The organism is Microbacterium galbinum (assembly GCF_023101185.1).
Classification (GTDB): Bacteria; Actinomycetota; Actinomycetes; order Actinomycetales; family Microbacteriaceae; genus Microbacterium; species Microbacterium galbinum.
The window spans coordinates 1,493,570-1,515,790 of record NZ_CP078077.1; the positions used below are offsets into that span (position 1 = coordinate 1,493,570).

At 70.5% G+C, this 22,221-nt stretch carries 20 protein-coding genes; 11 read left to right on the forward strand and 9 right to left on the reverse strand.

Going from position 1 to position 22,221, the window contains the following annotated elements:
- Positions 1-360: 360 nt before the first annotated feature.
- The 3 genes from KV396_RS07390 to KV396_RS07400 are packed head-to-tail and all read right to left on the reverse strand — an operon-like array spanning position 361 to position 3,541.
- On the reverse strand, positions 361-1,377 hold the full coding sequence (locus KV396_RS07390) for a Gfo/Idh/MocA family protein (RefSeq protein WP_247957374.1): 1,017 nt from the start codon (positions 1,375-1,377) through the stop codon (positions 361-363).
- A complete protein-coding gene (locus tag KV396_RS07395; protein WP_247957375.1) occupies positions 1,374-2,378 on the reverse strand; it encodes a Gfo/Idh/MocA family protein in 1,005 nt (334 codons plus the stop codon). Before KV396_RS07395 ends, KV396_RS07390 begins: the two co-directional genes overlap by 4 nt.
- Entirely contained in the window at positions 2,375-3,541 is a 1,167-nt protein-coding gene (locus tag KV396_RS07400; protein WP_247957376.1) for an ROK family transcriptional regulator, read from the reverse strand. Before KV396_RS07400 ends, KV396_RS07395 begins: the two co-directional genes overlap by 4 nt.
- A gap of 190 nt (positions 3,542-3,731) precedes the next feature.
- Here KV396_RS07400 and KV396_RS07405 point away from each other — a divergent pair, with 190 nt between their 5' ends.
- The 7 genes from KV396_RS07405 to KV396_RS07435 all read left to right on the forward strand — a co-directional run bounded on the left by KV396_RS07405 (position 3,732) and on the right by KV396_RS07435 (position 12,262).
- The gene (locus KV396_RS07405) at positions 3,732-4,967 is read left to right on the forward strand and encodes an ABC transporter substrate-binding protein (RefSeq protein ID WP_247633276.1); all 1,236 of its coding nucleotides are present in this window, start codon (positions 3,732-3,734) and stop codon (positions 4,965-4,967) included.
- Between the two features lie 69 nt (positions 4,968-5,036).
- Positions 5,037-5,942, forward strand: a complete 906-nt coding sequence (locus KV396_RS07410; protein WP_247633275.1) for a carbohydrate ABC transporter permease — start codon at positions 5,037-5,039, stop codon at positions 5,940-5,942.
- The gene (locus KV396_RS07415; protein ID WP_247623874.1) at positions 5,939-6,853 is read left to right on the forward strand and encodes a carbohydrate ABC transporter permease; all 915 of its coding nucleotides are present in this window, start codon (positions 5,939-5,941) and stop codon (positions 6,851-6,853) included. The genes KV396_RS07410 and KV396_RS07415 overlap by 4 nt, the downstream gene beginning before the upstream one ends.
- Before the next feature lie 32 nt (positions 6,854-6,885).
- On the forward strand, positions 6,886-7,920 hold the full coding sequence (locus KV396_RS07420; RefSeq protein ID WP_247633273.1) for an NAD-dependent epimerase/dehydratase family protein: 1,035 nt from the start codon (positions 6,886-6,888) through the stop codon (positions 7,918-7,920).
- The gene (locus KV396_RS07425) at positions 7,920-9,005 is read left to right on the forward strand and encodes a dihydrodipicolinate synthase family protein (protein WP_247957377.1); all 1,086 of its coding nucleotides are present in this window, start codon (positions 7,920-7,922) and stop codon (positions 9,003-9,005) included. The genes KV396_RS07420 and KV396_RS07425 overlap by 1 nt, the downstream gene beginning before the upstream one ends.
- A complete protein-coding gene (locus KV396_RS07430; RefSeq protein ID WP_247957378.1) occupies positions 9,002-9,997 on the forward strand; it encodes a hydroxyacid dehydrogenase in 996 nt (331 codons plus the stop codon). The genes KV396_RS07425 and KV396_RS07430 overlap by 4 nt, the downstream gene beginning before the upstream one ends.
- Before the next feature lie 102 nt (positions 9,998-10,099).
- The gene (locus KV396_RS07435; protein ID WP_247957379.1) at positions 10,100-12,262 is read left to right on the forward strand and encodes a peptidase C14; all 2,163 of its coding nucleotides are present in this window, start codon (positions 10,100-10,102) and stop codon (positions 12,260-12,262) included.
- Positions 12,263-12,446: 184 nt separating this feature from the next.
- Here KV396_RS07435 and KV396_RS07440 read toward each other — a convergent pair whose 3' ends face one another.
- The 3 genes from KV396_RS07440 to KV396_RS07450 form a co-directional block, all read right to left on the reverse strand.
- The gene (locus KV396_RS07440; RefSeq protein WP_247957380.1) at positions 12,447-13,112 is read right to left on the reverse strand and encodes an SDR family oxidoreductase; all 666 of its coding nucleotides are present in this window, start codon (positions 13,110-13,112) and stop codon (positions 12,447-12,449) included.
- Positions 13,113-13,229: 117 nt separating this feature from the next.
- Positions 13,230-14,063, reverse strand: coding sequence for an SDR family NAD(P)-dependent oxidoreductase (locus tag KV396_RS07445; RefSeq protein ID WP_247623868.1), 834 nt, complete (start codon positions 14,061-14,063; stop codon positions 13,230-13,232).
- Positions 14,060-14,719, reverse strand: coding sequence for a GntR family transcriptional regulator (locus tag KV396_RS07450; protein WP_247957381.1), 660 nt, complete (start codon positions 14,717-14,719; stop codon positions 14,060-14,062). Before KV396_RS07450 ends, KV396_RS07445 begins: the two co-directional genes overlap by 4 nt.
- A 117-nt stretch (positions 14,720-14,836) precedes the next feature.
- Between KV396_RS07450 and KV396_RS07455 the strand changes: the two genes are divergently transcribed.
- Genes KV396_RS07455 through KV396_RS07470 form a run of 4 tightly spaced genes read left to right on the forward strand, consistent with a single transcriptional unit; the run spans position 14,837 to position 18,892 of the window.
- Positions 14,837-16,255, forward strand: coding sequence for a hypothetical protein (locus tag KV396_RS07455; protein ID WP_247957382.1), 1,419 nt, complete (start codon positions 14,837-14,839; stop codon positions 16,253-16,255).
- Positions 16,252-17,007 (forward strand): SDR family NAD(P)-dependent oxidoreductase, encoded by a 756-nt coding sequence (locus tag KV396_RS07460; protein ID WP_247623865.1) that lies wholly within the window; start codon positions 16,252-16,254, stop codon positions 17,005-17,007. Before KV396_RS07455 ends, KV396_RS07460 begins: the two co-directional genes overlap by 4 nt.
- On the forward strand, positions 17,004-18,095 hold the full coding sequence (locus KV396_RS07465; protein ID WP_247957383.1) for a mandelate racemase/muconate lactonizing enzyme family protein: 1,092 nt from the start codon (positions 17,004-17,006) through the stop codon (positions 18,093-18,095). Before KV396_RS07460 ends, KV396_RS07465 begins: the two co-directional genes overlap by 4 nt.
- Positions 18,092-18,892: an SDR family NAD(P)-dependent oxidoreductase gene (locus KV396_RS07470; protein ID WP_247957384.1), complete on the forward strand. Its 801-nt coding sequence runs from the start codon at positions 18,092-18,094 to the stop codon at positions 18,890-18,892. Before KV396_RS07465 ends, KV396_RS07470 begins: the two co-directional genes overlap by 4 nt.
- 332 nt (positions 18,893-19,224) lie before the next feature.
- Here KV396_RS07470 and KV396_RS07475 read toward each other — a convergent pair whose 3' ends face one another.
- The 3 genes from KV396_RS07475 to KV396_RS07485 form a co-directional block, all read right to left on the reverse strand.
- Entirely contained in the window at positions 19,225-19,572 is a 348-nt protein-coding gene (locus KV396_RS07475) for a nuclear transport factor 2 family protein (protein WP_247957385.1), read from the reverse strand.
- A complete protein-coding gene (locus KV396_RS07480) occupies positions 19,565-20,314 on the reverse strand; it encodes an SDR family NAD(P)-dependent oxidoreductase (RefSeq protein WP_247957386.1) in 750 nt (249 codons plus the stop codon). Before KV396_RS07480 ends, KV396_RS07475 begins: the two co-directional genes overlap by 8 nt.
- A gap of 230 nt (positions 20,315-20,544) precedes the next feature.
- Complete coding sequence (locus KV396_RS07485) at positions 20,545-22,176, reverse strand: amidohydrolase (protein ID WP_247957387.1); 1,632 nt, start codon at positions 22,174-22,176, stop codon at positions 20,545-20,547.
- Positions 22,177-22,221 lie beyond the last annotated feature (45 nt).

The following is a 22,221-nucleotide window of genomic DNA, read 5'->3' on the forward strand; positions in this document are numbered from 1 at the left end:
CGACGCAGCGAGGGCGGCGTCGTTACTATCGTCGGACATCGCCATCACCGCCTTTCGGGACTCATCGGGTCACTCGACCCAAGGGGAGAGCATACTCCTCGGTTCTGGCAGGTTTCTGCGTGCTGAGACCCTTCGACAGGCTCAGGGACCCAGTTCGGCGCAGGGGCGCTGCGGGTCTCGGAACTGGGTTGCTGAGCCTGCCGAAGCATCCCCGCCCGCGCGCTCGGGAGGAGTTCTCGCGCAACGGAGGAGTGTGTGCGGCATCCGCTCCTGTGCTGCGGGAGAACTCCTGCGTTGGGCGCGGGGAGCGGGGGCCCTTCGACAGGCTCAGGGACCCAGTTCAGCGAAGGGCCAGCCGGGCTACAGGGTGACGACCTCGCCCGCGCGAGCGGCGGAGGCCTGAGCGGCCGTCACGATCTCGACGGTGCGGATGCCGACACCGGCGTCGGGTTGCGGCTGACGCCCGGCGCGCACGGACGCGACGAACTCCTCGAGCAGCAGGGCGTCGAGATCGGCGCCGATCGGGTCCCAGGTCTCGCCCGCGGCGTCGTGACCGGCCACACCCTTCGCGAACGGGCTGACGGTGACGGTGCCGCGCTCGGCGACGACCTGCAGGGTGAGTCCGCCCCAGGTCGCCGAACTCATCGGCCAGCTCCACGAGCAGTCGATCGTGGCGATGACGCCGCTCGGGTACTGCAGGGTCACGAGCCCTCCGGTCTCGACGGCGAGGTCGCGCTGGCCGTGCAGGATGCCGTTCGACACGGCCCTCACCGACGCGGCGCGCTCACCCAGGAGGTCGTCGAGCAGATCGGCGCAGTGCACGACGTGGTCGACGAGAGCCCCGCCGCCCGCCAGCGACGGGTCGGTGAACCACGCGCGATCCTGCGGCAGCTTGCCGTTGTTGATGCCGGTGACACCGAGCACCCGGCCGAGGCGTCCGCTGCGCAGCTCGGCGATCGCGTCGCGCACGGCGGGCGCGAAGCGCACGGGGTAGGCGACCATCAGGATCACTCCGGCGTCGTCGCAGGCGGTGCGCATCGCGACGGCATCCTCGACCGTCGTCGCGAGCGGCTTCTCGCACAGCACGTGCACTCCTTCGGCGGCGGCGCGCTCGACCAGCGCCCGGTGCCGGGAGTTCTCGGCCGCGACGACGACGGCATCCGGCTTCCAGGCGAACGCCTCGTCGTAGGTCTCGACGTACGCGACGCCGAGCTCGGCGGCCAGCGCGGCCCCGCGCGGCGCGTCATCCGGCGCCGATGCCCCGTCGGGGTCGGTCGCGATCAGCTCGATGCCGGGCATCGCCGACAGGGCGTGCACGTAGCTGAGGGCGTGCGTATGCGCGAACGACAGCACGGCGATCCGCAGGGGCATGGTCATCGGACGACCTCCTCGGTCGGCGAGGGAACAGGGGAGACGGGCGTCCCGGCGGCGATCGACGCGATCGCCGCCTCGGCGACGGCGACCGCGCGGATGCCGTCGGCCGGTGTCACTCGCGCCTCCCGCCCCTCGCGCAGCGCTGCCACGAAATCGGCGATCTCGGCGTAGTACGGGCTGTCCTGCGGTGACATCGGCGGCAGGTAGTCGGTGGCACCGGGGAGGGCTGCGGCATCCGTGCGCAGCGTGCGGTCCTCGGCGCTGTCGTATCGCAGGCGTCCTTCGGAGCCCGCGACCTCGACGCTCGTACGGAACGGGATGCCGGGCGCGACCCAGCTGCCGTGGATGTGGCTGATGACCCCGTTCGCGTGCGTCAGCACGATGTGCGAGGTGACGGGAGCGGGCACGCGGTCGTCGATCGTCGGCGGGTTCTGCACCGCGAACACCTGCGACACCTCTCCCGCGAACCACAGAGCCTGGTCGATGTCGTGGATCATGAGGTCGCGGATCAACCCGCCTCCCGCGCTCTCGGAGAAGAACCACGGCGACTGCGGTGCGGCACCGGCCCGGCTGAACCGCTGCACGGCGAGAGTTCCGATGCGCCCCGCGTCGACGGCGGCCTTGATCTGCGCGTACTCGCCCATGTAACGCACGACGTGCGCGGGGAAGAGGCGCACACCCGCGGCGGCCGCGGCATCCGTCACCCGTGCGGCGTCGATCGACGTCGCCGCCAGCGGCTTCTCGCAGACGACGTCGCGGCCGGCGGCGATGGCGCGCAGCGCGAAGTCGGCGTGCGTGCTGCTGGGAGTCACGATGTCGACGAGGTCGACCAGGTCGATCAGCGCGTCGACATCGGCGACGAGCTCGAACCCGTACTCCTCGGCGATCTCCTCCGCACCCGCCAGCGAGGTCACGTAGCCCTGTGCGCCCAGCGCCCTCCAGGCGTCGGCGTGCACGCGCGAGATGCCGCCGGCTCCGATGAGTCCGACCTTCAGGGTGCTCACTTCGTCTCCTCGGGGATGGGGGATGCCGTGTCGTGCGGCAGCGGGGTGATGGGCGGCACCGGCATGTCGTCGATGCCGTAGATGTCGGCGGCGTGCCGCTGGAAGGCGTGCACGACCGCGCCGTGCGCCGCGGCCTCGCCGCCGAGGCGCGCTTCGGCGAGGGGCACCTGGAACGGCAGTCCGAGATGCCGGGGGAGCGCCTGGCGCAGTGGATCGAGCAGCTGCTCGTGCGCCGCCGACAGACCGCCGCCGATCACGATCATGGCGGGGTCGACGGTCATCGTGAGGGTCGCGATGCCGTGCGCGAGTTCCTCGATGAAGTCGTCCAGCTCGTCCTGCGCGGCACGGTCCCCGGCCCGCGCGGCGGCGAACACCTCCGCGGCCGTCGGGGCGGTGCGCCACGAGATCTGCCCGGTCTCGGTGTTGAGGCCGCGGAAGGCGAGGCGGCCGATGTCGCCGGCGGCGTTGTGGATGCCGCGCCGCGGGCGCCCGCCGAGGATGAGTCCCATCGAGATGCGGTTACCCACCGAGAGGTAGATGACGTCGTCGACGAGCTGTGCCACCCCGAGGTGGTGCTCGGCGACCGCGGCGAGTCGCACGCCGTTGTCGACCGAGACGGGGCAGCCGAACGCCTGGCGCAGCTGCGCACCGATGTCGGCTCCCGACCACTCGGGGATCACGACCGAGAGCACCACGCGGCCGGTGTCGTCGACCAGACCGGGGAGCGAGACGCCGATGGCCCGCACGCGGGACGAGGCGACGGATGCTCCGCCCAGTGTCTGCCGCACGTCGTCGATCACGGCCGCGAGCTTGGCGGCGCCGTCGGGGTGCGCTTCGACCCCGGGGAAGCTGCGCTGGGCGATCACGCGGCCGGCGAGGTCGGAGAGGAGCACGCGCACGCTCGCGACGCCGATGTCGACTCCGACGACGGTGCCCGCCTCGGCGTGGAACGAGTAGTGCCGCGCGGGGCGGCCGGCTCCGCCGACGCTCGCGACGGGGGCGTCGACGATCAGCCCCGAATCGCTCAGAACCGACACGGCGTTCTCGACCGAGGTGCGCGAGATCTCGAGCGACCGGGAGAGGTCGTTGACCGTCGAGGGCCCGCCATCGCGGAGCTGCAGCGCGGATCGCGCGACGATCGACAGCTGGCCTGACACGCCCATGTGCGGTCCTCTCTTCATCGACGTGGTCGGTGTGCGAACAAGTTAGCACACCGGATTCTCAGATCAGGCTCGGACGTTCTCGAGCCGGAAACACGGCGGAAACAACCGTCTGAGAACTTGTCCTTGACGAATTATCCCATCTCGATGTCATAATGAACCGTACTCAGCACGGTTCAAGCAAAGGAGCACCATGCGCGTCAGCAAGATCACCGGCGTCGTCGCGGGAGTCGCGACCGCCACCCTGTTGGCCGGATGTTCGGCCGGCGGAGGAAGCACCGCTGAAGGAGACCAGAGCATCACGGTCTGGCTCTACCCGGTCATCGCCGACGAGGCGGTGCACAAGGACTTCTGGGACTCGACGATCGAGGCCTTCGAGGCCGAGAACGACGGCATCGACGTGAACTACGAGATCTTCCCGTGGGCCAACCGCGACGAGTCCCTGCAGACGGCGATCGCCGCGGGCAAGGGTCCGGACGTCGTCTACCTCATCCCCGACCAGCTGTCGGCGTACCAGTCGTCGATCGCCCCGCTCAACGACCTGCTCAGCGAGCAGCGGCAGGACGACCTGCTCCCCAACGTCAAGGAGTCCGTCACGATCGACGGCGACATCCTCGGGGCGCCGATCCTGACCAGCGCCCAGCCGCTCATCTGCAACGCCGCCGCCTTCGAGGCCGCGGGCGTGACCGAGTACCCCGAGACCTGGGACGACATCATCGACATCGCGCCGGAGTTCACGGCGGCCGACATGTACGTGCTGAACTACCCGGCGTCGGCCGAGAACACCCTCAACCTCACCTTCTACCCGCTGCTCTGGCAGGCCGGGGGACAGGTCTACGACGACGGCGAGGTCGGCTTCGACAGCAAGGCCGGCGAAGAGGCGCTCACCTTCATCACCGATCTGGCCGAGGCGGGGGCCCTCGACCCCGAGGCGCTCACCACCAACGTGCCGCTCGAGCAGACCGCGATCGCTCAGGGCAAGGTCGCCTGCACCTGGAACAACGGCGTGACCGAAGTCGCTCCGTTCTGGGGCGAGGAGAACGTCAAGGTGCTCGCTCCGCTCACCGATGAGAAGTCGGTGGCCTACGGCACGGTCGGCTCGCTCTCGGTGCTCAAGGGATCGAAGGCGCAGGATGCCGCGGCGAAGTTCGCCGAGTACGCCACCAGCGCCGAGGTCGTCGAGCCCTACCTCACCGCCGCCGGGTACTTCTCGGCGCTCAGCACCACCGAGCCGCTCTACGCCGACGACCCGCTCCTCGGCGAGGTCGAGAAGTACGTGCCCGACACGACGGTGGGCGAGCTGAACGAGAGCTCGCGTGCGCTCATGGGCGTGCTCGCCCCCGAGATCCAGGCGGCGCTGCTGGGTCAGAAGTCCCCGGCCGACGCGCTGAAGGATGCCGCGACCGCCGCGGCCCCGCTCATCAAGTAGTGACCACGGGGGTGCGCCGCGGCATCCGCTGCGCACCCCCGTCCCTTCCCGACCCGACGTGAGGTTCTCATGACGACGGCAACCATGCCGAAGAAGCCGCAGGGCACGGTGACCCGCCTGCTCGCCCGGCGCGAGGCGCGGGTGGCGTTCCTCTTCGTGCTCCCCGCCTTCCTGCTCTTCATCGCGTTCCGCTTCGGCCCCAGCATCGCCGGCGTCGCTCTGAGCTTCTTCGACTACGACATCTCCGGTGAGATCGCCTGGCGGGGACTCGACCACTTCCAGCGACTCGTCGCCGATCCGCTCTTCTGGCGGGCGATGGGCACGACGCTCGTCTACACCGTCTTCGCCGTGCCGATCTCCCTGGCGCTCTCGACGATCATGGCGCTGGGGGTGCGACGCGCGTTCCGCGGTGCGCGGTTCTTCCGGTCGATCTTCTTCCTCCCCGTCATCACCTCGCTCGTGCTCGCGGGCAGCATCTTCGTCTGGATCTTCTCGAGCAACGGGCCCTGGTCGCAGCTCATGGCTCCGCTCGGGCTCGGCGGCTCGTGGCTCGGCAGCACCGTGCTCGTCATCCCGGCGATCGTCGTCGTGGGGGTCTGGTCGCGGTTCGGCTACGGGATGATGATCATCATCGCGGCCCTGCAGGACGTCCCTCGCGAGCTCGAGGAGGCGGCGCTGGTCGACGGGGCAGGGGCGTGGAAACGCTTCCGCTACATCGTGCTGCCGTACCTGCGCCCCACGTTCTTCTTCCTCGCGGTGATCGAGACGACCGCCGCCTTCCAGGTCTTCGACGTCATCTACGTGATGACCCAGGGTGGGCCGGCGAACGCCAGCTACTCGCTCGTCTACCTGCTCTACGACCAGGGCTTCCGGTACTTCGACTACGGCTACGCGGCCGCGGTCGGTGTCGCCCTCTTCGTCATGACCCTCGTGGTCGCCCTCATCCAGCGCCTCGTGATCGGAAAGCAGAAATGACCGCCCTGATCCAGCCGCCCACGCAGACGCCGGTCTCGGCGCCGCCGCAGAAACCGGCCGCCCCGCGCCGCCATCGCTCGTTCCGCGCCCTCGAACCCACACGCATGGGCGTGGTGGTGCGGTGGATCTGGCTGAGCCTCGCCGGAATCCTGAGCTTCTTCCCCTTCTACGCGATGGTCGTGCTGAGCCTCAAGCCCGGCATGGTGGTCGACCTTCCCGGATCGCTGATCCCCTGGACCGACATCTCCTTCGAGTCCTACGAGCAGGTGCTGGGCGGGCAGAACATCCTCGGCTGGCTGTTCAACACGCTCGTCTACTCGCTCGTCTCGGTCGTCGCCGTGCTGTTCCTGTCGGCGCTCGCCGGGTACGCGTTCGCCAAGAAGCGCTTCCGCGGCAAGGAGGTGATGTTCTGGTCGTTCCTCGCGATGGTGATGGTGCCGTTCCACGTCACCCTCATCCCGACGTTCATCCTGATGGCGAACCTCGGCGGCATCGACACCTACTGGGGCCTCATCCTGCCGACGCTCGCGAACGCGCAGGCCGTGTTCCTCATGCGCCAGTTCATCCAGGGGCTGCCCGACGAACTGTTCGAGGCCGCGCGGATCGACGGAGCGGGCGAGTTCCGCATCTTCCTGCGCATCGTCCTGCCGCTGTGCAAGCCGATCCTCGCGACCCTCGGCATCTTCGTGTTCCTGTGGCACTGGAACGACTTCCTGTGGCCGCTCATCATCGCCAAGTCGAACTCGATGTTCACCCTCACCGTCGGCATCTCGTCGCTGCAGCAGCAGAACGTCCCGTTGAGCACGATGCTCGCGGGGTCGGTCGTCGCGCTGCTGCCCATCTTCCTCGCGTACCTGATCGCTCAGCGCTACGTGCAGGAGGGCGTCACGGGCACCGGCATCAAGGGCTAGAGACACCAGCTGAGAAGAAGGGAAAGCACCACATGCCTCAGCGCCACTTCACCTCCGAGGCCGATCTCGAGGAGGCCCTCGCGACACCGAGCGACGCGCTCGTCGACGACCTCGCGAGCGGTTCGGGCGACCTCGTCATCCTCGGGGCCGGCGGAAAGATGGGCCCGACCCTCGCGATGCTGGCCCGTCGGGGAATGGATGCCGCGGGCCGTGAGGCCGATGCGGTCTACGCCGTCTCGCGGTTCGGCGACGCCGAGATCCGTGCGCGCCTCGAGAGGGCCGGCGTGCGCGTCGTGCCGTTCGATCTCATCGAGAACGACGACTTCTCGTCGCTGCCGGATGCCCCGAACGTGGTGTTCATGGTGGGGGCGAAGTTCGGGGCCGCGACCAACGCCTCGTGGGCGTGGGAGGTCAACGCGGCGCTGCCCGACCGGGTCGCCCGCCGCTACCGCGACAGCGCGATCTCGGTGCTGTCGACCGGGAACGTCTACCCCTTCGTGCCGGCATCGTCGGGCGGAGCATCGGAAGAGCTCGCTCCCGCACCGATCGGCGAGTACGCGCAGTCGTGCCTCGGACGCGAGCGGGTGTTCGAGTTCGGTGCGCAGGAGCGCGGGACGAAGGTCGCGATCATCCGCCTCAACTACGCCGTCGATCTGCGCTACGGCGTGCTCGCCGACATCGGCAGCGCGGTGAACGCGGGTGAGCCGGTGTCGGTCGCCACCGCCAACGTCAACGTGATCTGGCAGGGGTACGCGAACGAGGTGGTGCTGCGCAGTCTGAACCACGCCTCCACCGACCCGTTCACGATCAACCTCACCGGCCCCGAGCTGCTGAGCGTCGAGTCGATCGCCCGCCGCTTCGGAGCGCTGTTCGACCGCGAGGTCGACCTCGTCGACGAGCCCCAGCCGACCGCGCTGCTCAGCGATGCGCGTCGGTGCATGGCGCTGTTCGGCTACCCGTCGGTGTCGGCCGAGACGCTCATCGCGATGCAGGCCGACTGGATCGCGGGCGGCCTGCCCATGATCGCCAAGCCCACCAAGTGGGCCGTGCGGGATGGGAAGTTCTGATGGGGACCTCCGCCGCGCGTACCGCGACCGTGCCGTCGCTGCGTCCCGAAGCCGCGGCCACTCTGGCCCGCGGCGCGGTGATCCCCGCGCATCCGCTCGCACTGACCGCCGATCGCGCACTCGACGAGCGTCGCCAGCGCGCCCTGTCGCGCTACTACCTCGACGCCGGGGCCGGGGGCCTCGCCATCGGCGTGCACACCACGCAGTTCGAGATCCGCGACCCCGAGCACGCCCTCTTCGAGCCGGTGCTCGCGCTCGCGGCCGAGGAGATGGATGCCCGCTCCGATCCCGCTCTCGTGCGCATCGCGGGGGTGGCCGGAGACACCGCGCAGGCGGTCGCCGAAGCCGAGCTCGCACGCTCGCTCGGCTACGACGCGGTGCTCATCAGCCCGCGCGTCGCGGGTGCCGACGAGCGCGCGCTGCTCGACCGCGCCCGCGCCGTCGGCGAGGTGCTGCCGCTCGTGGGCTTCTACCTGCAGACCGCGATCGGCGGACCGGTTCTCGACCGCGACTTCTGGCGCGAGTTCGCGGCGATCCCCGCGGTCGTGGCCGTGAAGGCGGCGCCCTTCGACCGCTACCGCACCCTCGAACTGGTGCGCGGGGTCGCGGCATCCGGCCGTGCCGACGAGATCGCGCTGTACACCGGCAACGACGATGCGATCGTCGCCGACCTGCTCGCCGAATTCCACGTCGAGTCGCCCGACGGGCCGCGCACGCTGCGCTTCGTCGGCGGACTGCTGGGCCAGTGGGCCGTCGGCACGCGCGCCGCGGTCGCGCTGCTCGAGAAGGCGCACCGCGCGATGGCGGGGGATGCCACGGCCTATCGCGAGCTGAGCCTCCTCGCCTCCGACATGGTCGACGTCAACCAGGCGGTGTTCGACCCGGGCAACGACTTCCACGGCGTGATCGCGGGAGTGCACGAGATGCTGCGACAGCAGGGTCTGCTCGAGGGCACCTGGTGCCTCGACCCCGCCGAGGGCCTCTCCCCCGGGCAGGCCGAGGAGATCACCCGTGTGCGCCGGGCCTACCCCGCGCTGAACGACGACGCGTTCATCGCCGCACACCGCGAGGACTGGTTGCGATGAGCGCCCTCCCCGTCGTGGTCGCAGTGGTGCCCGAGGCGCTGTACGCGGAGTTCTTCTCACCCGACGATGCCGATCGCCTCGAGGGGGTCGCCGGGCGGCTGGGGGGATCGTTCGTGCGGGTGGACCGGCTGACGGATGCGCCGCTCGACGAGGTGCGCGTCGTGATCACGAGCTGGGGCATCGATCCGTTCGACGCCGCCGTGCTCGACCGGATGCCCCGACTCGAGCTCGTCGCGCACACGGGTGCCTCGATCAAGGCGTTCGCGACCGCGGAGCTGTTCGACCGGGGCGTCGTCGTCACGCAGGCGGGGGCGGGCATGGCGCGATCGGTCGCGGAGGTGTCGCTCGCCTTCACGCTCGCGCTTCTGCATCGCGTGCCCGAGATGCACAACGGGCTGCGCGGCGGCGGCTGGGACGCGGGCGTCCCGGCGCAGCACGAGATCCTCGACGCCCCGATCGCGGTGATCGGGGCATCGCGCACGGGTCGCGCCTACCTCGAACTCATCCGGCTGCTGGGGGCGCGTCCGCTGCTCGTCGACCCGACGCTCGATCGGGCCGCGGCATCCGCTCTGGGTGCCGAACTCGTCACGCTCGACGACGCCATGGAGCGGGCGCGGATCGTCGCCGTGCACGCGCCGACGCTGCCCGAGACGCACCATCTCATCGGAGGCCGGGAACTGGCGCTGATGCCCGACGGCGCCGGTCTCGTGAACACCGCGCGCTCCTGGCTCGTCGATGAGGAGGCGCTCGTCGTCGAGGTGCGAGCGGGGCGTCTCAGCGCCGCGATCGACGTGTTCGACGAGGAGCCCCTCAGAGCGGAGCATCCGCTGCGCACGCTGACCGGTGCGCTGCTCACGCCGCACCGGGCGGCCGGCACGACCGAGGGTCGGCTGCGCCAGGGGCGCATCGTGGCCGACGAGCTCGATCGCTTCGCTTCGGGTCGACCGCTCGCCCATGCCGTCGATCGCGCGCACTTGGCGTCGATGGCATGAAACCGAAGACCTCTGGGGGCTCTGGGGACTGAACCGGATGTTGCGTGACGACCGCGAGGCCGCACGCCCGACCGCGGCCACGCTGCCGCAAGGAGGTACGACATGACGATCACGCACGACACCGACAGCACCACCTCGACCGCCGCGCTGCGCAGCAGACGCATGCTGCTCGCCGGGTTCGGCGCCGCCGCCCTCGGCGGTGTGGCGGCGGTCGCGGTGCAGACACCCGCGCAGGCCGCCGGCCCGGTGGCGCCGATGAGCTCTTCGGGCTCGAAGGACGTCGGCAACGCCGGTCTCGCGACCGACCTGCCCTCGCTCAAGGGCAAGGCGGGCGACCTCGTACGCACGAGCGGTTACGCGGCGCCGGGTGACGGTGGCCACGGCCTCTACCGCTTCATGAAGAAGGACGCCCCGGCCGTGAACGGCGGCACTGTCATCGCCGCGCGGAAGGAGGGCGCGTGGGTGCTCGTGCATCACGGCGTCGTCGACTTCCGCGCGTTCGGGATCATGGACGCGAGCGTGAACGCCGATGATGCGCTCGATGCGATGGTGAACGATCCGAGCGTCCACCGCGTCGAGGCGCACAGCGACCTCAATTTCGTGCGTCGGCACATCTTCCGCCGCTCGGGCATCGCCTTCGATTTCGGCAACCACCTGATGACGACCGTCGGCATCGAGAACGCCGGCAAGGACGACCCGTTCGCCGCCGTGATGTTCTTCCAGGGCGAGGTGACGGGTGCGGCGCAGGAGGCGCGCCTGAACGAGGTCGTCCCCGACCTCGGCGACGTCTTCCCGGTCGCCGATTCGTCGTTCTTCACGGTCGGCGACTGGTACGCGGCCGAGGTGAACGCGCTCGCCGGCCGCTGGGAGCGCGAGCTGCAGAGACTGGTGCAGGTGACGCAGATCGTCGACGGCACGCACATCCGCATCAACTACAAGAACGGCTGGCCGCTCGCCGCCGACCGCACGATGACCTGGCGTCACGTGCTGCCCGTGCAGGACGTGACGGTCTCGAACCTGAAGTTCCTCGGTACCGGGACCGACGAGTACACCGGGTCGCACCCCCTCGCCTTCGAGTACGCGGTGCGCTGCGACGTCGACCACATCGACGGAACCGGCACCTTCTGGCCGCTGATCCAGCGCCGCTGGAACACCTACTACTCGACTGTGAGCTGCACGCTCAAGAACCCCACCTCGGTGACCTGGGGCGGTGCGGGGTACCTGACGCAGCAGATCTACTGCCTCTACGGCTACGTCGCGAACTGCCACACGGCCAACGCGCGCCACCTCAACGACTTCACCGCGAGCGCCTACTGCCTCGTCGAGAACTGCCACGGCGACGGTGACGACCAGGGACCGTTCGTCACCCACGGGCAGTACGAGCACGACCTCACCTACACCGGCAACTCGGGGCTCATGACCTTCGCGAACTCCGGCGCGGCCTGGGGCTCGGCGGCCAAGCGCATCACGGTGCGCAAGCACGTGTGCTCGTGGTTCGTCGCCCGCGTGCGCATCACCGACCTCACGCTCGAAGACGTGCAGGTCATCGGCAAGCCGTCGCTCGCGGGCTCCGGCATGCTGTGGATCAACGCCGACGGTGCGCAGCTGCGCGGGTGCACGGCATCCGACACGCTCATCATCACCCAGCAGTCGGATGCCTCGTCGCGGCCGAACCTCATCGAGGGCTCGCACGTCACCTTCGTCGCGGCCGGCGGCGAGCTGACGAGTGCGGCCGTCACCACCCCGGTCACCTTCGTCGACACGGTGCTCAACGGCGTGGGCGGACTGAAGATCACGGGCCCGGGTGCCGTGACGTTCCGGGGGTCGACGCTCGTGGGAGCGGACGACGCCGCACCGATCGTGTCGCAGTCGGAGCGGCTGCGGTTCGAGGGCTCGACCCTGCGCAACGCCCGTGTGGCGGCGGCGCGGGGGGAGCGCCAGACCATCGAGGTCGCGGGGTCGGACGTCGTGAACGTCGGCGGCACGGGCCTGGCGCGCACTGGAGCGGGCGAGCTGCACGTGGCGCTGTCCGACAGCACGTTCCGCGCCGAGGGGGCGGCGACGCACGTGTCGATCACGACCGGCGCCACGCACTACCGCGCGGTCGGCAACCGCTTCGAGGGCGGCGCGATCGAACTCGGCGACGGGGCTTTCGGGTCGTCGTCGACGCTCGTGCACACCGCCAACGTCGAGTCCGGCGTGACGCGCACGGCCTTCCCCGCCGCGGGCGACCGCGTCATCGACACCGCTAACGTCACGGTCTGAGGTGCTCATGCGTGGGGGGCGCTTCGACAGGCTCAGCGACCCAGTTTCTTGCGACTGGGTCCCTGAGCTCGTCGAAGGGCCCCGCCGCGCGCAGACCTGGGTCCCTGAGCCTGTCGAAGGGCCCCGCCGCGCGCAGACCTGGGTCCCTGAGCTTGTCGAAGGGCCCCGCCGCGCGGCATCCGCGTCAGTAGCGGGCCGAGAAGCCGCCGTCGGTGTGCAGGAGCTGGCCGGAGATCCACCGACCCTCGGGCGAGAGCAGGAAGGCGGTGATGCCGGCGATGTCTCGCGGCGTGCCTGCACGGCCGAGCGGGTGCATCGGGGTCAGCGCATCGCGGATCTCGTCGTCCATCCATCCGGTGTCGATCGGCCCCGGGTTGACGACGTTCGCCGAAATGCCCTGCGGGCCCAGCTCGCGGGCGGCCGAGATGACGATCCGGTCGAGTGCGCCCTTCGACGCCCCGTAGGGGAGGTTGCCGGTGGTGTGGTCGCTGGTGAAGGCCACGACCGCACCGCCGTCGGGCCCGACCTGACGCGCGAAGGCGGCGATGAGCAGCAGACTCGCGCGCGCATTGACCGCGACGTGCCGGTCGAAGCTCTCCGCGGTCGTGTCGAGGATGCCCGACTCCACGTCGTGGGCATGGCTCAGGACCAGGGCCGAGAGCTCGCCGTGGTCGCGACGCACACGGTCGATCAGGGCTTCGGGCGCGGCCGGGTCGGAGAGGTCGGCGGGCTGGTCGCCGCTGTCGAGGTCGCTGGTCACGACGGTCCAGCCGTCGGTGCGCAGACGGGGCACGATTCCCGCGGCGATGCTGTTCGACCGTGCGGCTCCGGTGACGAGTGCGAGAGGCATTCCCGAAGGGTATCGAAGGGTGACGGCGGAGGACGCTTCGACAGGCTCAGCGACCCAGTTTCTCGGCTCAGCCACTGGGTCCCTGAGCTTGTCGAAGGGCCCCGCCGCCCGGATCCCCTACAGCCCGACGAGCTCGGCGCTGCGCTGCCAGAGGGCCTCGGCGAGGGCGGGGTCGTCGACCTGCGGGTTGGTCTTCGACGACAGCGTGCGCTCGTCGTAGTACGCCCCCGAGAACCACGTCTCATCGGGCGTGCCCTCGATGAACCAGCGCAGGATCGCGCCGCCCTCCTCGGTGCTCGTGAGCAGCAGCCTGCCGAGGAAACTCCGGTAGACGAGCCGCATCAGGCTCGACGAGTCCGAGGCGAAGTTCGTCTGCACGGTGCCGGGGTGGAAGGCGACCGAGCTCAAGCCGTCGGGGTGGAACTTCGTGTGCAGGCTCTTCGTGAAGAGCACGTTCGCGAGCTTCGCGTCGCCGTAGGCCTTGTTGGCGCTGAACTTCTTCGAGTTGTCGAGGTCGTCGACGTCGATGTGCCCGAAGAGCCGGTGCCCGACGCTCGACGTGTTGATCACCGCCGCCTTCGACGCCAGCAGCGTCGGCATCAGCAGGTTCGTCAGCAGGAACGGCGCGAGGTGGTTGACCTGGATGGTCTTCTCGAAACCGTCGACCGTGGGCGTGCGGTCACCGAAGATGCCGCCGGCGTTGTTCGCCAGCACGTGGATGCCGTCGGCGCCCACGGCATCCGTCAGCTTCGCGGCCAGCTCGCGCACGTCGTCGAGGCGGGCGAAGTCGGCGAAGAAGTACTCGGCGCCGGTGTCGTCGGCCACGGCCTTCGTCTTCTCGGGCGAGCGCCCGACGAGGATCAGCCGGTGGTCGGTCGCGGCGAGCTGGCGGGCCGCGGCCGCGCCGATGCCGTCGGATGCTCCGGTGAGGACGATCGTTCTGGCGGTCATGCGTCTGCTCCTGTCGTCGGGATGATGCGTTCGACCGCTCGGGTGATGTGCGCGGCGACGACGGCGCGTACGCGGTCGGGGTCGCCGCTCGCGAGCGCGTCGACGATCACCTGGTGGCTGCGCACGTGCTCCTCCTGCTCGTCGACGTCGAGGGCGGCGTTCGCGGCGCGGATGAACCCGGCGATGCGTCCGCGCAGCTGCGCGCTGACCTCGTCGAGGAAGCGGTGCTCCGCCAGTTCCGCGAGCGTCTCGTGGAACAGCCGGTCCTGTCGCAGCACCTCGTCGACGTCGCCGGGGGCGGCGGCGCCCATCGCGGTGACGATCGTCTCGAGGCGCGCCGCGGCATCCGCGTTCCATCGCTCCTGCACCCGGATCGCCATGAACTGCTCGAGCACGATGCGCAGGCTCGAGATGTCGTCGAGATCGGATGCCGTCAACTCCGCGACCCGTGCACCCCGGCGGGGTTCGCGCACGATGAGCCGCTCCTCGGCGAGCCGCGTGAGGGCTTCGCGCACCGGGATGTGGCTGACGCCGAGGCGGTCGGCGAGCTTGCGCTCGACCAGGCGCTCGCCGGGGGCGAGCTCGCCGGAGTGGATCGCGGCGCGCAGCTCGTCGGCGACCTGCTCGGCGATGTTCTGGTCTGACACGGTGCGCATCGGGGGAGTCCTTCCGAACGGGCGGCGATCGGCGGAGCTCGGGGTTCCGAGGTCGCACGCTCGCACCGATGCTATGGCATCGGTCGATGAGACGGCCGAACGACGGGAGCAGCGACGATGAACCCCGCTCTGGGCGATCGCATCCGCATTCCGCGCAGCGCGCTGCGGGTCGGGGTGGCGCGTCGAGACATCACGCCGCCCACCGGCATCCGCGCCAAGAACTGGGGGCCCGCCGACTGGGAGCGCTCCGAGGGCGCGCATCGGCCGTTCGAGCTGACGGCCCTCGCCATGATCGGCGACGACGACCGTCCGCGTGTTCTGCTCGCGGTCGACGGCACCTGGTGGCGACGGGTCGCCGACGAGCAGGGGGTGCGCGGGTCGATCCTCGCGGGCCTCGGGCTCGCTCCCGACCAGCTCATGCTCTCGCTCTCGCACACGCACGCGGGCGCCGTGCTCTGCGCCGCCGACGCGCATCTGCCCGGCGGTGAGCTCATCCCCGGGTACCTCGATGCGCTCGCCGCCGCGGGCATCGCGGCCGGACGCGAGGCGCTGAGCACCGCCGAGGTCGGCCTGATCGAATGGACGACCGGACGCTGCACCCTCGCCGCCGACCGCGAACTCGATCTCGACGGGCGTGCGCTCGTGGGCTTCCACCCCGATGCCGTCGCCGACGACACCGTCGTGATCGGTCGGGTGAGCGTCGCAGGTCGCGTGCGCGCCACGCTCGTGAACTACGCCTGCCACCCGACGACGCTCGCGTGGCAGAGTCGCGCGGTGTCGCCCGACTACGTGGGCGCGATGCGCGAGGTCGTGGAGGCGGCGACCGGTGCCGCGTGCCTGTTCGTGCAGGGCGCGTCGGGCGAACTCGCCCCGCGCGAGCAGTACACGGGAGATGTGACGGTGGCCGATCGTCACGGCCGCTCGCTCGGGCACGCCGTGCTCGCGGCGGTGGACGCGCTGCCGGTTCCGGGCGAGGAACTCACGCTCGATCGCATCGTCGAGTCGGGTGCGCCGCTGGCGGTGTGGGCGGGGCGCAAACCGGTCCCTGAGCGAGGAGCGGAACGACGAGACGAAGGGCGCTCGGCCGGCGTCACGGCATCCGTCTCCCTCCCCCTGCGCGACCTGCCGACGCTCGACGATCTGGCGCGCGAGTGGGCCGACATCAATCCGCGCTCCCGCGAGGAGCGCCTCGGGCGCGCGCGCAACCTGCGCGAGGGGTACATCGACGGTCCGACCGTCGCGCACCCCGTGTGGGCGTGGCGTCTCGGCGATGCGGTGATCGTCGGGCACCCGGGCGAGGCGTACTCGCGGTTGCAGACGACCCTGCGCGCGAGGTTCCCCGAGACCCCGATCGTCGTGATGAACCTCACGAACGGACCCGGCTTCGTGTACCTCCCCACGCGCGACGCCTACGACCGCGGCGCCTACCAGGCCTGGCAGACCCCGCTCGCCCCCGGCGCTCTCGAGCTTCTCGAGAAGCACGCCGCCGACCTCGTCGCCGCGCTTCTGGCGACCACGACCCCAGGAGAGAAATGACCCGTCTCGTCGCCATCGTCACCGGAGGTTCCGCCGGCATCGGCTGGGAGATCGGCCAGCGTCTCGCGGCCGACGGCTACCTCGTCGTCGCCGCCGATCGCGTGCCCGGACTCACCGCCGGTGAGAACCCCGCCGGTATCCTCTGGCGCGAGCTCGACGTCACCGATCACGACGGCGTCGATCGCGTGTTCGGCGACATCGAAGCCGAGCTCGGGCCCATCGAAGTGCTCGTGAACAACGCCGGGATCCAGCGGCATCGCGGGATCGAAGACCTCACGTGGAGCGAATGGCAGGCGGTGGTCGACGTGAACCTGCACGGCGTCTTCTCGGCGCTGCAGGCGGCCGGACGGCGGATGCTCGAGCGCGGGGACGGCCGCATCGTGAACATCTCGTCGATCTCGTCGCGCGGCTCGGCCGGACGCGCGCCGTACGCCACGACCAAGGCCGCCGTGATCGGTCTCACCGCGACCGCCGGTGCCGAGTGGGCCGCGCGCGGCGTGCGGGTCAACGCGGTCGCCCCGGGTTACGTCGACACCGGGGTGTTCCGTCAGGGCGTCGAGGCGGGCACGCTCAGCCTCGACACGATCCTGTCGCGCATCCCGGCCCGGCGGTTGGCCGAGGCGAGCGAGATCGCGGCGGCCGTGAGCTTCCTCGTGTCCGACGAATCGCGTTACATGAACGGGCAGACGCTGTACGTCGACGGCGGATTCCTCGTCGACTACGGTGTGCCGCTCGCGAAGAAGCCCGCATGACCGGCATCGCGCGTATCGAGACGGCGACGGCGGTGCTGCCCCTTCCGGCGCCCCTGCACCTCGGGGCGATGACGGTGACCCGGCGCGAGTACAGCGCGGTGCGGGCATCCGACGCCGATGGTTTCTCGGGCGTCGCCTACTGCCTGTCGCGCGAGGCGCCGATGGCCGAGATCGTCGAGCGGCTCGTGGCGGGGCACGCGATCGGGGCGAATGCCGACGATCCGGCCGCGACATGGGACCGGATGCTGCGCGGCAGCGCGATCGTCGGGCGCGTCGGCCTCGTGCGCCGAGCGATCGGACTGGTCGACATCGCGCTGTGGGATGTCGCCGCGCGGCGGGCGGAGATGCCCCTGTGGCGGATGCTCGGCACAGGGAACGCCCCGCGTGACGCGATGCTCGTGGCCGCCTACCCGTCGGCGGCGCGTACCCCGCGAGAGGTCGCCGACGAGGTGCTCGCCCAGGCGGACGGGTGGTCGCAGGTGAAGATCTCGCGTATGCCCGATCCGGCATACATGCGCGAACTGTTGGCCCTGCTCGGCGATGATCTGCCCTCGGGGACCGGTCTCGTCGTCGACGTCGGCTTCGGCTGGCGCGATGCCGACGAGGCGCTGGCCGAGATCGCGCAGTGGGGAGACCCGCGCCTCGCCTGGCTCGAGGACCCGCTGCTCCCGGAGGACGCCGCGGGGTGCGCGCGCATCCGCCGCGAGAGCGGGCTGCGCGTGTCCGTCGGCGACGAGGTGACCGACCCCGCCGTGCTGCGCGCACTGGTCGAGGCCGAGGCCGTCGACGTGCTGCGCCTCGACGTGGTGGCGATCGGAGGAGTGACGCCGGCCCGCGAACTCATCGCCTGGGCGTCGGATCGTGGCGTTCCGGTGTCGGGTCACGTGTATCCCGAGGTCACGGCGCATCTCGGCATCGGCGTCGAGACCTTCGCGCGCGGCACGAACCCTTACGACCCGGCGCCGTCGTTCATCGTCGGAGGGCCGGTGTTCGCCGGCACGGTCAGGCCGACGGATGCCGCGGGCCTCGGGTTCACCCTCGATCCAGGGGTCTTCGATCTCAGTGCGTTCTCGGGAGGAAGGCGATGACTGATGCGATGCGCAGTGTCGTGGTGACCGGGAGCGGAAAGGGCATCGGCCGCGCGGTCGCCGAGCGGCTGACGGCCGACGGCTGGGTCGTGGTCGGGCTCGAGCGCACGCCCGGCTCGGGGACGATCGAGGCGGGTGTCGTGGCCGAGGTGGTGCTCGGCGATGCGTCGGATCGCGCGGCGCACGAGCGGGCCGCATCCGTCGCGCGGGGCCTGGCGCCGCTGGCGGGATGGGTGAACAACGCCGGGATCACGAAGCGCACACCGCTGCACGAGCTCGACGAACGCGTCGTGCGCGAGATCCTCGACATCAACGGCTTCGGCTACCTCTGGGGGTGTTCCGCCGCGGTCTCGGCCTTCGTGGATCAGGGCATCGCCGGGGCGATCGTGAACATCGGCTCGATCCATGGGCGGGCGTCGTTCGTCGACCACGCCGCCTACGAGTTCACGAAGGGCGGCATCGATGCGCTCAGCCGCAGTGTGGCGGTGACCTATGGAGCACTCGGCATCCGTGCGAACACGGTCGCACCGGGCGGGGTGCGCACTCCGCACCTCGAGGCGCAGATCGCGGCATCCGTCGACCCGATAGCCGCCGAGCGCGCGCTGTCCGAGGGGCCGCCCATGGGGCGCATCGCGCGAGCCGAGGAGGTCGCAGCGGTCACCGCGTTCCTGCTGTCGGACGCGGCCCCGTACCTCTCGGGGCAGTCGATCGCGGTCGACGGGGCGTGGACGGCATCCTTCGGCGACGTCGCCGTCGACCCCGCGCTGCGCGAGCGCTTCTCGGGTTCCGGCTCCTGAGCGAGCGAAGCGAGACGAAGGGCCGCCCCGTGATGCTTCGACGGGCTCAGCGCCCAGGGCTGGGTGTCTTGCCTCCACGGGTTCCTGAGTCCAACGGGGTCCCTGAGTCCCACTGGGTCCCTGAGTCCAACTGGGTCCCTGAGCTTGTCGAAGGGTCCCGCCCCGTGATGCTTCGACGGGCTCAGCAACCCAGGGCTGGGTGTCTTGCCTCCACGGGGTTCCTGAGTCCAACGGGATCCCTGAGTACACCTGGGTCCCTGAGCTTGTCGAAGGGCCCCGCCCCGTGATGCTTCGACGGGCTCAGCGACCCAGGTCGGGGAGGCTGGTCCTGCCTACGCCTTGAGCATCGAGGCCCGTGCGATGAGCCCGTCGACGACGTCGAAGGTCGCGATGGTCTCGGTCGCGACACCCGCGTTGACGACCTGCTCCTGTGCGACGACCCACCGGTCGCCGAAGAGCACGGTCTGCTCGATCACGCACGACAGCTCGGGGTTCTGCAGCCGCGGCTCGTAGAAGGCGCGGATCGCGGCGCCGCCGACGATCGGCTCGGGTGCGACGCCGGTGATGATGGCATCCGGCGCGTACGTCGCGACGAAGGCGTCGAGGTCGTGCGCGTTGAACGCGTCGAGCTGGTCCTGCACGGTCTGCTCTGCGGACCGGGAGTGGATGCTGTCAGTCAATGCGAACACCCCCGTTGACGTCGTACGTGGCCCCGGTGATGAAACCCGCCCGCGGCGAGGCGAGTGAGGCGATGATCCAGGCGACGTCGGCCGGCTGTCCGAACGCCCCGAGCGGGATCGATGCCTCGAGCTTCGCGCGTCTCTCGCCCTGCAGCTGATCGGTGATCGCACTGGACACGGGCCCCGGGGTGACGGCGTTGACGCGAATCCCCTCCGGCGCCAGGTGGCGGGCGAAGCTGCGGGTCAACGCCAGGATCGCGCCCTTGCTCGCGGCGTAGTGCAGTCCGGTCTGCAGGGCGCCCACCTGTCCGGCGATCGACGACAGGTTGATGACGCTGCGATCGCCCGCGGCGGCGCGCAGCAGCGGTAGCGATCCACGCGTCAGCAGGAACGTGCCGCGCACGTTCGTCTCGAGCACGCCGTCCCACTCCTCGATGTCGATCTCGTCATAGGGCGTGTAGGGGCACACGCCGCCGTTGTTCACGAGCACGTGCAGTTCGCCCCAGGCATCCGCGATCTCCGCGACCAATGCATCGATCGAGGCGGGGTCGCGCAGGTCGAGTCGCGAGACCCGCACATCGGACGCGCCGGCCGCGCGGCAGTCCTCGGCGACACGGGCGGCCTCGGCCTCGCGCCCGGTGTAGGTGAGCCAGACGTCGAGCCCCTCGCGGGCGAGTTCGAGGGCGGCGGCCGTCCCGATGCCGGAGCTGGCCCCGGTGATGAGTGCGCGGCGAGTGTCCATCCCTAAACGCTATAGCAAATAACGGGGCCCGCCAACCATCCCGAGCATCCCCTCGTCCCCTCGCGCACTCGCCCACTCGCGCACACGTCCACTCACGCACTGATCGGTGCGAAATGCCGGTTCTGAGCGCTCAGAACCGGCATTTGGCACCGATCGATGCACTCTGGACGGATGCCGCGCCCGACGGATGCCGCGCCCGACGGATGCCGCACCCGACGGATGCCGCGCCCTCAGCGCTCGAAGACGACCTCGCCGCCCACGACGGTCGTGGTCACGTACTGCTCGGCGATGCGCTCGGGTTCGATCTCGTACAGGTCGTCGCTGAGGGCGATGAAGTCGGCCAGCATCCCGATCTTCAGCGTGCCGGTCGCATGCTCCTGGCCGACCGCGTACGCCGACCCGTACGTGTAGGCGCGAACGGCCTCGTCGACCGTCACGCGCTCGCGCTCGCCCAGCACCTCGCCGCCGCTCGTGCGCCGCAGCACCATGTCGCGGATCGACACGAGAGGGTTGGCGTCGGAGATGGGCGAATCGGTCGAACCGTTCAGCACGATGCCGGCATCCGCCAGCGACTTCACGCGGTAGATGTCGTCTCGCCGGTCGGCGGCCACCGCCGCGGCCATGCCGTCACCGAAGTCCGACACGAACACGCCCTGCGGCACGGGGATGACACCCAGTCGCGCAGCGCGGGCGATGTCGTCGTCGCTCGCGAGGGCGAAGTGCTCGATGCGGTGCCGTACGTCGGGGCGCGGAGCGATGCTCTGCGCGTGCTCGATCGCGTCGAGCACGTGCGTGATCGCCCGGTCGCCGATCGCGTGGGTCGCGACCGTCCACCCGGCCCGGTGCGCGCCGACGATGTAGTCGCGCAGCGCCTCGGGCTCGTGCAGCAGCACGCCGAAGTTGTCGGCCTCGCCGTGGAAGCAGGCGTGCATGGCGGCCGAGCGTCCGATGAACGATCCGTCGGCGACGATCTTCACCGGTCCGACGCGCAGCATGTCGTCGCCGAGACCGGTGCGGATGCCGAGGTCGAGGCCGAGCACGTCCTTGTCGGGGAGGTCGGCGAAGGGGTGCAGCACCGTGATGTACGGCATGAGCGTGGTGCGTACCCGCAGCTGCCGCTGCTCGACCGCCGACTGGTAGGCGTGGTAGTCGAGCGGACTGTTGCCCACCATTCGGATCTCGCCGATCCCCGGCTCGGTGACCGAGGTGAGTCCGTAGCTCAGGGCCTGATCGCTCGCGAGCCCCAGGTTGCGCTGCACCTCGTCGAGGCTCATCGGCCGTACGAGCGCGAAGATCGGGGCCATCGCCGACTCCTGCAGCAGGCCCTGCGGCCGCCCGTCGGCGTCGCGGGGGATGCCGCCGCCCGCGATCTCGGGGAACCCCTCGCGTCCGGTGTACCCCGCGAGCTCGAAAGCCTTCGTGTTCGCGACCATCATGTGCCCCGAGACGTGCTCGAGGATCACGGGCCGCCCGCCCGCGACCCGGTCGAGCCCCTCGGCCGTCGGATGCGCCTCGAGGAAGTTCTGATCGTAGCCGGAACCCCGCACCCAGGCATCCGACGCCAGCCCCTCGGCGTGCACGCGCACCGCCTCGTACAGCTCGTCGAGCGAGTTCACCGCGCCGGGGCGCAGGTTCAGCGACGCGAGACGGAAGCCCGTGAGCGAGAGGTGGTGGTGCGCGTCGTGGAACCCGGGCAGCACGGGCTGACCGCCGAGGTCGACCACCTGGTCCGCTTCGACGCCGTGCAGGTCGTCGTCGAAGCCGACGATGCGGCCGCCCAGCACGCCGATGCTGTGCGCCGCGGGACGGTCGGCATCGAGCGTGCGGATGCGGGCGTTGGTGAAGATGGTGTCGACGCGCATGGTCTCTCTCGGTTCTCGGGGGTCGCTCGGGGGGTTGCTCGGCCG

Bases quoted from the DNA above. Each gene is read 5' to 3' on its own strand.
- KV396_RS07390 (WP_247957374.1), bottom strand. From the start codon at position 1,377: ATGACCATGCCCCTGCGGATCGCCGTGCTGTCGTTCGCGCATACGCAC.
- KV396_RS07400 (WP_247957376.1), bottom strand. From the start codon at position 3,541: ATGGGCGTGTCAGGCCAGCTGTCGATCGTCGCGCGATCCGCGCTGCAG.
- KV396_RS07405 (WP_247633276.1), top strand. From the start codon at position 3,732: ATGCGCGTCAGCAAGATCACCGGCGTCGTCGCGGGAGTCGCGACCGCC.
- KV396_RS07410 (WP_247633275.1), top strand. From the start codon at position 5,037: ATGACGACGGCAACCATGCCGAAGAAGCCGCAGGGCACGGTGACCCGC.
- KV396_RS07415 (WP_247623874.1), top strand. From the start codon at position 5,939: ATGACCGCCCTGATCCAGCCGCCCACGCAGACGCCGGTCTCGGCGCCG.
- KV396_RS07420 (WP_247633273.1), top strand. From the start codon at position 6,886: ATGCCTCAGCGCCACTTCACCTCCGAGGCCGATCTCGAGGAGGCCCTC.
- KV396_RS07425 (WP_247957377.1), top strand. From the start codon at position 7,920: ATGGGGACCTCCGCCGCGCGTACCGCGACCGTGCCGTCGCTGCGTCCC.
- KV396_RS07430 (WP_247957378.1), top strand. From the start codon at position 9,002: ATGAGCGCCCTCCCCGTCGTGGTCGCAGTGGTGCCCGAGGCGCTGTAC.
- KV396_RS07435 (WP_247957379.1), top strand. From the start codon at position 10,100: ATGACGATCACGCACGACACCGACAGCACCACCTCGACCGCCGCGCTG.
- KV396_RS07440 (WP_247957380.1), bottom strand. From the start codon at position 13,112: ATGCCTCTCGCACTCGTCACCGGAGCCGCACGGTCGAACAGCATCGCC.
- KV396_RS07445 (WP_247623868.1), bottom strand. From the start codon at position 14,063: ATGACCGCCAGAACGATCGTCCTCACCGGAGCATCCGACGGCATCGGC.
- KV396_RS07450 (WP_247957381.1), bottom strand. From the start codon at position 14,719: ATGCGCACCGTGTCAGACCAGAACATCGCCGAGCAGGTCGCCGACGAG.
- KV396_RS07455 (WP_247957382.1), top strand. From the start codon at position 14,837: ATGAACCCCGCTCTGGGCGATCGCATCCGCATTCCGCGCAGCGCGCTG.
- KV396_RS07460 (WP_247623865.1), top strand. From the start codon at position 16,252: ATGACCCGTCTCGTCGCCATCGTCACCGGAGGTTCCGCCGGCATCGGC.
- KV396_RS07465 (WP_247957383.1), top strand. From the start codon at position 17,004: ATGACCGGCATCGCGCGTATCGAGACGGCGACGGCGGTGCTGCCCCTT.
- KV396_RS07470 (WP_247957384.1), top strand. From the start codon at position 18,092: ATGACTGATGCGATGCGCAGTGTCGTGGTGACCGGGAGCGGAAAGGGC.
- KV396_RS07480 (WP_247957386.1), bottom strand. From the start codon at position 20,314: ATGGACACTCGCCGCGCACTCATCACCGGGGCCAGCTCCGGCATCGGG.
- KV396_RS07485 (WP_247957387.1), bottom strand. From the start codon at position 22,176: ATGCGCGTCGACACCATCTTCACCAACGCCCGCATCCGCACGCTCGAT.